This is a genomic window from Actinoplanes awajinensis subsp. mycoplanecinus (assembly GCF_001509495.1).
GTDB classification, from domain to species: domain Bacteria; phylum Actinomycetota; class Actinomycetes; order Mycobacteriales; family Micromonosporaceae; genus Actinoplanes; species Actinoplanes palleronii.
On record NZ_LLZH01000303.1, the window covers coordinates 52,041 to 62,209 of the forward strand.

The 10,169-nt window shown below is 67.4% G+C and carries 13 protein-coding genes; 10 read left to right on the forward strand and 3 right to left on the reverse strand.

The features are described 5' to 3' along the window. Positions 1-310: 310 nt before the first annotated feature. The 6 genes from ADL15_RS37000 (at position 311) to ADL15_RS37025 (ending at position 4,295) form a co-directional block, all read left to right on the forward strand. Entirely contained in the window at positions 311-715 is a 405-nt protein-coding gene (locus ADL15_RS37000; protein ID WP_067701373.1) for a VOC family protein, read from the forward strand. After that, positions 712-1,005, forward strand: coding sequence for a winged helix-turn-helix transcriptional regulator (locus tag ADL15_RS37005; RefSeq protein ID WP_067701376.1), 294 nt, complete (start codon positions 712-714; stop codon positions 1,003-1,005). The genes ADL15_RS37000 and ADL15_RS37005 overlap by 4 nt, the downstream gene beginning before the upstream one ends. 133 nt (positions 1,006-1,138) lie before the next feature. Further along, positions 1,139-1,447, forward strand: coding sequence for a hypothetical protein (locus ADL15_RS37010; RefSeq protein WP_157441829.1), 309 nt, complete (start codon positions 1,139-1,141; stop codon positions 1,445-1,447). Between the two features lie 61 nt (positions 1,448-1,508). Continuing rightward, positions 1,509-2,408 carry an SDR family oxidoreductase gene (locus ADL15_RS37015; RefSeq protein WP_067701382.1) on the forward strand — a complete coding sequence of 300 codons (900 nt, stop codon included), beginning with the start codon at positions 1,509-1,511 and terminating at the stop codon, positions 2,406-2,408. Between the two features lie 28 nt (positions 2,409-2,436). Beyond that, positions 2,437-2,718, forward strand: coding sequence for a hypothetical protein (locus tag ADL15_RS37020; protein WP_067701385.1), 282 nt, complete (start codon positions 2,437-2,439; stop codon positions 2,716-2,718). 695 nt (positions 2,719-3,413) lie between these two features. Next, positions 3,414-4,295, forward strand: coding sequence for a PhzF family phenazine biosynthesis protein (locus tag ADL15_RS37025; protein ID WP_198171175.1), 882 nt, complete (start codon positions 3,414-3,416; stop codon positions 4,293-4,295). A gap of 51 nt (positions 4,296-4,346) precedes the next feature. Here the strand turns inward: ADL15_RS37025 and ADL15_RS37030 are convergent, their stop codons facing one another. Further along, the gene (locus tag ADL15_RS37030) at positions 4,347-4,952 is read right to left on the reverse strand and encodes an O-methyltransferase (protein ID WP_083972246.1); all 606 of its coding nucleotides are present in this window, start codon (positions 4,950-4,952) and stop codon (positions 4,347-4,349) included. Positions 4,953-5,399: 447 nt separating this feature from the next. On the opposite strand from ADL15_RS37030, the gene ADL15_RS53480 reads away from it, so the two are divergent. Further along, positions 5,400-5,576: a hypothetical protein gene (locus tag ADL15_RS53480; RefSeq protein ID WP_157441831.1), complete on the forward strand. Its 177-nt coding sequence runs from the start codon at positions 5,400-5,402 to the stop codon at positions 5,574-5,576. A 283-nt stretch (positions 5,577-5,859) separates the two neighbouring features. Then, positions 5,860-7,038: a DUF2510 domain-containing protein gene (locus ADL15_RS54665; protein WP_198171176.1), complete on the forward strand. Its 1,179-nt coding sequence runs from the start codon at positions 5,860-5,862 to the stop codon at positions 7,036-7,038. A gap of 111 nt (positions 7,039-7,149) precedes the next feature. Here the strand turns inward: ADL15_RS54665 and ADL15_RS37040 are convergent, their stop codons facing one another. After that, positions 7,150-7,503, reverse strand: a complete 354-nt coding sequence (locus ADL15_RS37040; RefSeq protein WP_067701394.1) for a MerR family transcriptional regulator — start codon at positions 7,501-7,503, stop codon at positions 7,150-7,152. A gap of 114 nt (positions 7,504-7,617) precedes the next feature. Between ADL15_RS37040 and ADL15_RS37045 the strand changes: the two genes are divergently transcribed. After that, positions 7,618-8,811 (forward strand): MFS transporter, encoded by a 1,194-nt coding sequence (locus ADL15_RS37045; protein ID WP_067701397.1) that lies wholly within the window; start codon positions 7,618-7,620, stop codon positions 8,809-8,811. A 17-nt stretch (positions 8,812-8,828) separates the two neighbouring features. Continuing rightward, positions 8,829-9,548 (forward strand): mycothiol-dependent nitroreductase Rv2466c family protein, encoded by a 720-nt coding sequence (locus ADL15_RS37050; protein WP_067701400.1) that lies wholly within the window; start codon positions 8,829-8,831, stop codon positions 9,546-9,548. A gap of 54 nt (positions 9,549-9,602) precedes the next feature. Here the strand turns inward: ADL15_RS37050 and ADL15_RS37055 are convergent. After that, positions 9,603-10,169 (reverse strand): NmrA family NAD(P)-binding protein (locus tag ADL15_RS37055; RefSeq protein ID WP_198170660.1); only part of this gene is annotated, 567 nt, incomplete at its 5' end.

The window sequence follows — 10,169 nt, forward strand, 5'->3', positions numbered from 1 at the left end:
TCATCGATCCCGAGCAGGAGGTGCAGCCACCAGTTCGCCTCCGGAGGTACCAGCTGGCGGTCGTCGAGCCATCGCAGAAGCCCGTCGTCGTCCGACCGCAACAACTGATCAAGTTCGCCGTCAGGGATCGTCGCGCCACGCACCTCGCCACCAGGGACGCGACAAACGATGAGAAACAAGAACGCGAGCAAAGGGACTCCCGGTTCCGTCGCTGGACGCTGGACCAGCCGGGCAAGACCACGGCGCCACGACCCTTGTGCGGGACGTATTCCCCTTGACGGGTCACTTGCATTTTGCAAGCATGGCCCGCATGAGCCTCTTCATCACCTGCCCGGTCGAGAGCGTCGAGCGCGCAACCGCCTTCTACACGGCCCTCGGCTGGACCCTTAACGCGGAGATGTCCGACCACAACGTGTCGTGCTTCGCGATCGCGCCCGAGCAGTACGTCATGCTCGGCAGCCGTGAGATGTACGCGAGCGTCGGCGGCGTCGAAGAGCTGATCGGCGGACCTCAGACGCCCTCGAAGGTCACGGTCTCGTTCAACCTGGGCAGCCGCGAGGCGGTCGACGAGCTCGTTGACCGCGCCGGCGCCGCTGGCGGTCGGATCGGTGACACCGACGACTACCCCTTCATGTACCAGCGCCAGTTCGACGACCCCGACGGCTACCACTACTCACCGTTCTGGATGAAGGCGGACGCCGCCCCGGCCGCGTGAGCGACCTCGCCGCGGCCCTCGACATCGTCGGAGCACGGTGGGCCCTGCTCATCGTGGAACGGCTGCTCGACGGGCCACAACGCTACGGTGACCTGCAGCGCGACCTCGGTGTGCCGACGAACATGCTCGCGACACGCCTGCGCGAGCTCGAAGCGGCTGGCGTGCTGCTCCGCCTGCCGCTTCGACACAACACCCGGGCCTACGCGCTGACCGATCGTGGGCTCGCCTTGCGCGAGGCGATCGTCGCGCTCGGCAACTGGGGCAAGAACGACGCCTCTCTCGATTCATGATGTGATCCAGTGCCGGATCCCCGCGGGGGTGGGTGCGGCCTGGTAGTGCACCGCGGGTCTCTCGGTGCGCATGGCCAGGCCCCGCCACTGTTTATCGGTTTGCACCGTCTGCTGTCCTGCATAGTGTCGGCGCGTGAGCAAGAAATTCGAGCAGCGGCTACGAATGATGTACAGCCGCGACGGGATGACCGCGGAGGACGGCTTCGGCGACCTTCTGGCGCATGTCGAGGAACATACCGAGGACTTGATTGCTGCGTTCCGCGCGGAGCTCACGAGCTCGGACCCCAATCCAGCGATGCAGTCCTGGCTCCTGGAGCTCATCAGCGAGAGCAGGTCAGAGGCCGCGCTGCCGACGCTCGTGGAGGGCGCGCGGCGATCCGAGCGTCATGGCGCGCGCTCGGGCTTGCCCCAGAATCTGGCTGGATGTGCCGAAGGCGATTAGCCGGATGGTCCGCGGGTAGCCGTGCCCCGACACCATCGCGCGGCACTTGAGGAGCATCACTGTGGTCCAGGACCAGCACGGCAAGCAAGATCCGCAGAAGCAGTTCCGTGGTCCCGACGACCAGGACAGCGGCGCGATCGCGCACCCCGGCATCACCGCCGAGATGGACACCGAGCCTGATCACGGCGAGGACAGCTATCGGGGCAGCGGACGGCTGACCGACAAGCGGGCGATCATCACCGGCGGGGACTCCGGCATCGGGCGGGCGGTCGCCATCGCCTTCGCCCGCGAGGGCGCGGACGTGCTCATCTCGTATCTGCCCGAGGAGGAGCAGGACGCGCGGGTGACCGCCGCACTGGTCGAGAAGGCCGGGCGCAAGGCCGTCACCGTGCCGGGCGACATCCGCGACGAGGAGCATTGCACGCGGATCGTGGCGACCGCCGTGGCCGAACTCGGCGGTCTGGACATCCTGGTCAACAACGCGGCCTACCAGATGGCCCAGTCCGGCGGGATCACCGACATCAGCACCGAGCAGTTCGACCGGGTCATGAAGACCAATTTGTACGCCATGTTCTGGCTCAGCAAGGCCGCCGTGCCGCACCTGGAACCCGGCTCGACCATCATCAACACCGCGTCGATCCAGGGTTACCAGTCGTCGCCGGAGCTGCTCGACTACGCCACCACGAAGGCCGGCATCATCGCTTTCACCAAGGCCCTCGGCGCTGGGCTGGCGGAGAAGGGCATCCGGGTCAATGCCGTGGCGCCGGGGCCGATCTGGACGCCGCTGATTCCCGCCACCATGCCCGCCGAGAAGGTCGAGTCCTTCGGCGCGGACACCCCGATGGGACGGGCCGGGCAGCCGGCCGAGCTGGCACCGGCCTACGTCTTCTTCGCCTCGCAGGAATCCAGCTACGTCACCGGCGAGGTGCTCGGTGTCACGGGCGGCAAGCCGCTGGCCTGAGATGCCTGGCTCTGAGGAGAACACGTACGTGCGGGATCAGAACGCGCGCGTCGATCCGCTGTTCACCATCGGCGCGCTGACCGTGGCCGCCGTGCGCGAGATCCTCGCCGACCTGCCCGACGACGCGGTCGTGGTGGTGGCGCACCCCGATCGGGACGGCACGGACTGCTCACCGCTGGCCGACGTACAGGAATGCTGGTTTCTCCCCCGCTCCGGCGAATCCGTTCCGATCGGACGCGACGCGGACGGCAACGTCCACGAGCCGGGCCCCGGCGACCTCTACGCCGTCCTGCTGCAGCCCGTCATGTGACCGTCGCCCGAGAAAATCTATGACAGATGGACTAGACTTTCTGATGGGACCTGGTTAGTGTTCCTCCTGTCGACAACAAAGATCGCTGAAGACGCAGACGATCGGACTGAGCGTCACACAGGGCCCGGAACCACTTCGCGGCTCGCCCGGTCCCGCAGTGAGCAGTAAGCACCGCACGCAAGACCCTGACGTAAGTCCAGGTCAGGGCAGATCAGGTAGGGCCGACGCAGGTTCAGGGCTCCGCTTGGGGAAACCAGCCCACCGCACGTGTCCGGGGCCATGAAGTCGCGTGGGGTTCCGACACCGGCAGGCAGCACGACAGCAGTATCGAACGAAGAGGAAAGGGAGGACTGGACACCGTTGGATCGCCCGCCACCAGAAGGCAGTTCCCATTCTGGGGCGGACACCGAAATTCCATCGTACGAAAGGTGGTCTCCGGTCACGCTTATGCGATCCTCGCGCCCCACGCCGTTCACGGCAGTGAGCGCGGAAACGACAAGCCGACGAACCAGTCGGTAGATGGTGTTTCGACCTATCAACCCGGGCCCCGGCGCTGTTTGCGCCGGGGCCCTCGTCGTTGTTCCCACCGGGGCCCGTGTCGATTCATATCACACCTATAGTTCTACTATTCTTTAGTGGATCACCGAGCGGTATCCGACGGTGGAGGTGCTCGCCCGCCTTGAAGAATGAACGCCATGACGCGCTTCTATTTCGTTGACGTATTCGCGGACCGGCCGCTGACCGGCAACCCGCTGACGCTCGTGCCCGACGCCGACGACCTGACCGTGCCGCAGATGCAGGCCATCGCGCGCGAGTTCAACCAGTCCGAGACGACCTTCCTGCTGCGGCCCGGTGAGGACGGGGTCGATTGGCGGCTGCGCTCGTACACGCCGGCCGGCGTGGAGGTCGACGGCGCCGGGCACAACGCTCTGGGTGCCTGGCTGTGGCTGGCCGAGCAGGGGCTCACCGGCGACGCGGCGGCGGTGACGATGCGGCAGCGGATCGGCGCCGAGATCCTGGCCGTCGAGATCCTGCGCGCCCCGGGCCGACCGGTCCGCGTCGTGATGGACCAGGGCACTCCGTCGTTCGGCGAGCAGGTCACCGACGCCGGGCGGCTGACCGGCGCGCTCGGACTCGCACCGCGGCATCTCGCCCGCGACGCGGTCGCCCAGGTCGTGTCGACCGGCGTCGCACACCTGCTGGTCCCGCTGGCCACCCGCGAGGCGGTCGACGCGGCCGTGCCCGAGAGCCGTGAGCTCGCCGCGCTCCTGGCCGAGTCCGGCGGTGAGGGCTGCTATCTCTACACGACCGCCGGTGACGACGGGGCCGCGGCGTACACCCGCTTCTTCAATCCGACCGTGGGAATCGCGGAGGACCCGGCCACGGGTACGGCGGCCGGCCCGCTCGCCGTGGCCCTGATCCGCTCGGGCCGGGCAGCCGCCGAGGCTCCGGTCCTGATCGAACAGGGCCATCACCTCGGGCGCCCGAGCCGCATCCGGGTCGACGTGACCGGCGACCGGGTCCGCCTGTCCGGTTCGGGCCTGGTCGTCGCGCAGGGCGAGCTGCGGCTGGCATGAACAGACTGCTGGCGGTTCCTGACCGACAGGGTCTTGCCGGACGCGCCATGGTCAGCGGCGGGCCGCCAGGATGAGGCCGCTGCCCACCGGCAGTTCCGTGGTCACCAGGGCGTCGTGCCCGGTGAGGGTGCGACGGATGCCGTCCACCACCGCCACGTGCTCGGCTTCGGTGTAGCGACGCGGGTCCATGTCGTCGACGAGCAGCACACCGCCCTCAGCGAGGGCGGCGATGGTGCGGTCCAGGCCGGTCCATTTGCCGGCCGGGGCGTCCGCGAAAATCAGGTCGAACCGACCGAGCTCGGCCAGCAAGGTTGCGGCGTCACCGACAAAGACCTTGCATCCGTACGGGAGACCCGCCGCGGTCACCGCCGCGGCAAGGCCCTCGTCCTGTTCCACCGAGACGACCTGCACGTCGCGGCGGGCCCCGAGCCCATGACCGATCCAGGCCAGGCCGACACCCGCACCGGTGCCCAGTTCCAGGATCCGCCCACCCGGACGCACAGCCGCACTCAGCGTCGCCAGCAACCGGCCGGTCAACGGCTCGCTGGAGTACCCGAAGCCCGCCGCCTCGGCCCTGCGGCCGGCAGCCACGACGGCGGCAGGCAGCAGGGTCGCCTGCCGGTGGTCATCGACGCCGCCGGCGCGTGGTGCAGCCATCTCGTGTTCCTCACTCGGGTCGGGCCGTCAACGCCAGGGCCCGCGGATCAATGCCTCACCGACGTGCGGACACCATAAAACGAACTCCACCGAACGCGATGCCCTGACTGCGCCACGTGTCGACTTGTGCATATTTGCCCGAGATCGAGCTATATACCCGTAAATATCACCAGCTAAGGCGGGCGGGAGGCGTCACTGGTCAATTACGCTGAGCCACGGACTCGTGCGGGTGGGCTCGCACTGATCCATCGGAGGGGCTACCGCTCCGCCGGAAATGGCGAGGCCCCCAGTTCGCAGCTGGGGGCCACCAACACGTCGTCGAACCTGTTCCGACTGCATATCGAAGAAGGTGTTAGCCGTGCTTCCAAGGCGATGCTACGTGGTGTTCGACATGCCGAGCACCCTTCGCAACCACATTGCACCCGTAGGCACCACCGCGGTGATCCAGTGAGCGCCCCAGCGTTCCTCATCGTCGCGTTCATCGTCTCGATCCTGGCGGCGATCATCGCGGGGCTGATCGCAGCGCTCAACCGGGCCGAGCTGACGGTGATCGCGCCTTGGTGCGCCGGGACCTTCGTGGTCTTGCTGGGGCTTTCCATGACCGCGTACCAGTTCGTCCAGTAGCCGGGGAACCAGCTGGCTGGGCTGCCTTGAACTTGGGTTACGGGATCAGTCCCGCGAGGAGCTTGCCGAACCAGGCTGCGATGATCGTCGGCCGGGATCAGCCTGCCCTGCCGCAACAGCATGCTGGTGTGTGGTTCCGATTGTTGCGCACGGTGCCGCAGTCCCTGATGAGGCAACTATGAGGTGGCCCGATCGGGGTCAACGCCGTTCGTGCAGATTCCTTAAGGCACCAGGGCAGGGCCCGATGGGTAGAGCAACGACTCGACGGCCGCGAAGGTTCTCCATGAGTAATGATCAGCCGCAAGTTCTGGATTCCGCTGCAATGGCTAACCGCGGCATCCCCGAGCCTGCATATGCCTCAGGTGAAGCTACGGCGGCGGCTTTCGCGCAGGACCAAGACAGTATCGCTACGGCTGGGTCGTCACCAGCCAACTGGTACACCAATCCCGATGGCACACCGACGCAACGTTGGTGGGACGGGCAGCGGTGGACCGAGTTCGTTCAGGCAGCACCACCCCCTGTCCAGCCCGCCGCAGCCCAGTCGGCGTACGCGCAGCCGGTCGTGGAGCAGGCGTATGGCCCGCCCGTGGTTGCGACCGAAGAGGCAACCTACGCCAACCAATACCGGGCCCCCAAGTTCAACGACGAAATGCCGTCGACAGAGAACCGCAAGCCTCGCGGAAGCTCCAACCGTGTCACTGTTATCGCCGCGGGTACAGCTGCAGTGGCTCTGTTGGTCGGCGGCGCCATTACTGCGGTAGTCAGTTCCTCCGCCAAGTCCGAACTCTGCGACATGATCGGTAACCAAGAGTCGTTTGTCCGCGCCAGCGGAGATGATTCGGACAAACTGGTTAAGATCGAGACGGTAGCCAAGCGAATCCGCACGCTCGCCGGACGGCTCGTCTTCTCGGGAGAGTTCAAGGACGCAGGCGTAGGCTTCGCTGATTCGCTGGAAACCATGGTGACGCTTCGTCGCGCCGGTTTTGAGGACACCGATGAGGTCAGCGCCAGCACGGCTGCCCGCATGGATGAAGTCGCGTTGTCCGGCGTTGAGAACCTGAGCCAGATGCAGCGATCCTGCGGGCTCCTGGCTACAGGCGAGCTTGGCGGTGCCGCGAGCGCTACCGCTGAGATGGCCGACAAATCGGCGCAGTCCGACGTGCGCGGTGCCATCGGCGCGGTCGAGCGGTACTACAGCGAGACCGGCAACTACCCGATCACCTCGATGTCCGAGTACAACAACGGTGGTAGCACGCCCCAAGTGGCGCTTGGCACCTCGTCACAGAAGATCACGCTGTCCGACAAGACCGAGCTGTACTACGTCCCCATCTCGGGCATCGGCCCCTACAAGATCTGCGCGACAAACACCGGTGGCAGCGGCAAGTGGTATCTCTACGACTCCGCAAAAGGCGGGTCGGTCGATGCCGTCAGCAAGCCCGCCACCCCGACATCCTGCGCCTGACCGCAGACTTTCCATCAAACCCGGGGGTTCACACCAACCCCATGCCGCTCGTTCCGGAGTTCATCCGTGTAGCCATCGATGAGCGCGAGGAGGGTCGGCCACTGCCGCGGGCTACTCGTCGGTCACCGCGGCCAGGTAGGCGTCGATGGCCTGCAGGTTTCGGGTCAGGTTGTCGAGGCGCTCGGCCATGCGGTCGCGTTCCTGGCGGACCCGGTTCACGAAATCCGCGGCCGGGTACTGCGAGTTCGCCGCTTCGGCCAGGCAGGGCAGCACCTCCCTGATGATCTCCGTGGTCAGGCCCGCGCTGAGCAGACTGCGGATCTGCAGGACCCGCACCAGCAGGGCCTCGTCGTAGTCGCGGTAGCCGTTCGCCGAGCGGCTCGGGCTGAGAAGGCCCTGCTCCTTGTAGTAGCGCAACAGCCGGGGCGACACGTCCGCCCGCCGCGACAACTCCTTGATCCGCACCGAGATCTCCGTAACACCTGAGCGGCTTGCCATCACATCAATGTGAAGGTTAGACGCTGGTCGGGCCGTCGCGATCGTGACGGCTCAACCGGTGCAGTTAGTCGAGGAACAACCGTGTCCACCACACATCTCGCGGCTCCGCGGACATCCACCGCGGAACGCCTGCCCCTGCCGTCCCTGATCGCACTCTTCACCGCCGGGCTGATCACCACCCTGACCGAGGCGCTGCCGGCCGGCGTCCTGCCGCAGATGAGCCGGGCGCTGGGGGTCTCCGAACCGGTGGCCGGGCAAACGGTCACGATCTACGCGGTGGGAACGCTGCTGACGGCGATCCCGGTCGCGCTGGCCACCGCGACCTGGCCGCGACGGCACCTGCTGCTGGCCGCGCTGGCCGGGTTCGTGATCGCCAATCTCGGCACCGCGATCTCCCACGACTTCGCCGTCACGATGGCCGCCCGGTTCCTGGCCGGCGCCGCCAGCGGAGTGGTCTGGAGCCTTCTCGGCGGATACGCGGCACGGCTGGTCGGCCCCGCGCTCAAGGGCCGGGCGATGGCGTTCGCGTTCGCGGGCACTCCGGTGGCCCTGTCACTCGGTGTGCCGCTCGGGGCGTACCTCGGAAAGATTGTCGGTTGGCAGTTGACCTTCGGCCTTGCCTCCGCGGTGACCGGCCTGCTCATCGCGTGGACGGCGTGGAAGCTGCCCAACTTCCCCGGCCGCAAGGCCGAGGACCGCATCGCGCTGCGCGACATCCTGCGGTTGCGGGGCATCCGCACGGTCCTCGTGGTGACCGGCGCGTTCGTGCTCGCGCACACCATCCTGTACACGTTCATCGCACCGGTTCTCGCCGGTCACGGCCTGCAGGATCACGTCCAGTGGATCCTGCTGGACTTCGGTATCGCCTCGATCGTCAGCATCTGGCTCACCGGGGTGTTCATCGACCGGCACCACCGCGTGCTGGTCATCGCCAGCACCGGGCTGTTCGCCGTGGCCGCGGCTGTTCTGGCTGTGGCCGGCGCCAGCGCCGTGGCCGATTACCTCACGGTCGCGATCTGGGGACTTTCGTTCGGCGGAGCCGCCACCCTGCTGCAATCGGCACTGATGAGGGCGGCCGGTGAGCACGCCGACGTGGCCCAGTCCTCGATGGTCACCACCTGGAACCTGGCGATCGGCCTCGGCGGGCTCGTCGGCGGCGCGCTGCTGGCCGGTTTCGGCCCGGGCTCACTGGCCGTGGCGACGCTCGGGCTCCTGGCGCCGACAATGCTTGTGGTGATTCGTGCCCGGCGCCACGCCTTCCCTGTCCGGCATTGAGTGGAGAGGTCACACCCATGGCATCCGACATCAACTTCTACTTCGATCCGATCTGCCCGTTCGCCTGGATGACGAGCAAGTGGATCCGGATGGTGCAGGCCCAGCGCGACTACACCGTCGACTGGCGGTTCATCTCACTGCGCCTGATCAACTCACACCTCGACTACGCCAGCCACTTCCCGCCGGAGTACGAGGCCCAGCACACCGCCGGGTTGCGACTGTTGCGGGTGGCCTCGGCGGCACGGGAGAAGCACGGCCGCGAATCGATCGGCGCGCTGTACGCCGCGTTCGGCGCCCGGATCCTGGAGACCGCCCCCGACGCGGGCCGGGAACTCGGCTGGCAGGGCACTCCGGAGCTGGCCGCGGCCGCTCTCGCGGAGGCCGGGTTGCCGGTCTCGCTCGCCGATTTCCTCGACGACACGTCCCGGGATGCGGAGATCCAGGCCGAGTCGGACGAGGCGTTGTCGTTGACCGGCAAGGACGTCGGCACGCCGATCGTGCACTTCGAGCCGCCGGACGGTGTGGCGTTCTTCGGGCCGGTGATCAGCCGGTTGCCCGACGAGGCGCAGGCCGGCGTGCTGTGGGATCACGTGGTGGGGCTGGCCAAGTTCCCCGGGTTCGCCGAGCTCAAGCGCAGCCTGCGCGAGCAGCCGCAGCTGCCGTCGTTCGGTGTCACGACGCTGGAGCCGGGCAAGACCGAGGACTGGCATGCGGGAAGCCGGCGCCTGAAGAAGTAGACGACGAGCGAGGGCGTGACCGTTGTCGGTCACGCCCTCGCTTGCTGTTTGCCGTCAGGCGGCGGTCGGGAGGCGGTAGCCGGCCGTGGCCAGCCACTCGCGCAGCGACTGGACCTCCGGGGTCAGCTCCCGCACCCGGGCCGGGTCACGCGGCGAGGTGAACTCGTCGGCGAACTCGGTGTAGTACTGCAGCATGTTGCCGTACTCGTCCGCACCCGGGAACCCGAACGCCCGGAACTGGTCGTGGGTGACCGGCCGGTATTCGACCGGCTCCCCCAGCGCGTCACCCAACGCTGCGGCGATCTGGTTACCGGTCAGGACGTCACCGGCGATGCTGACCGTGCGGCCGATGAACTCACTACCACCGCGGAAGATCGACACCGCGACCCGGCCGATGTCACCGGACGCGATCCCGGCCAGCGGCGCGTCGCCCATCGGGATGTTCAAGACCAGCCGGCCTTCCGCGTCGCGGGCCGGAGCGAGGGCGTCGGCCAGGTTCTCGTAGTAGAACGTGGTCCGCAAGAACGTCGTCGGCACCCCCGACTCGACGAAGAACGCGTCCGCCTCGGCCTTCGCGTCGAAGTGCGGCACCTTGTACTTACCCAGCAGCGTCGGCATCCG

Coding starts and splice junctions, on each gene's coding strand:
- ADL15_RS37000 (WP_067701373.1), top strand. CDS start 311: ATGAGCCTCTTCATCACCTGCCCGGTCGAGAGCGTCGAGCGCGCAACC.
- ADL15_RS37025 (WP_198171175.1), top strand. CDS start 3,414: ATGACGCGCTTCTATTTCGTTGACGTATTCGCGGACCGGCCGCTGACC.
- ADL15_RS37030 (WP_083972246.1), bottom strand. CDS start 4,952: ATGGCTGCACCACGCGCCGGCGGCGTCGATGACCACCGGCAGGCGACC.
- ADL15_RS54665 (WP_198171176.1), top strand. CDS start 5,860: ATGAGTAATGATCAGCCGCAAGTTCTGGATTCCGCTGCAATGGCTAAC.
- ADL15_RS37050 (WP_067701400.1), top strand. CDS start 8,829: ATGGCATCCGACATCAACTTCTACTTCGATCCGATCTGCCCGTTCGCC.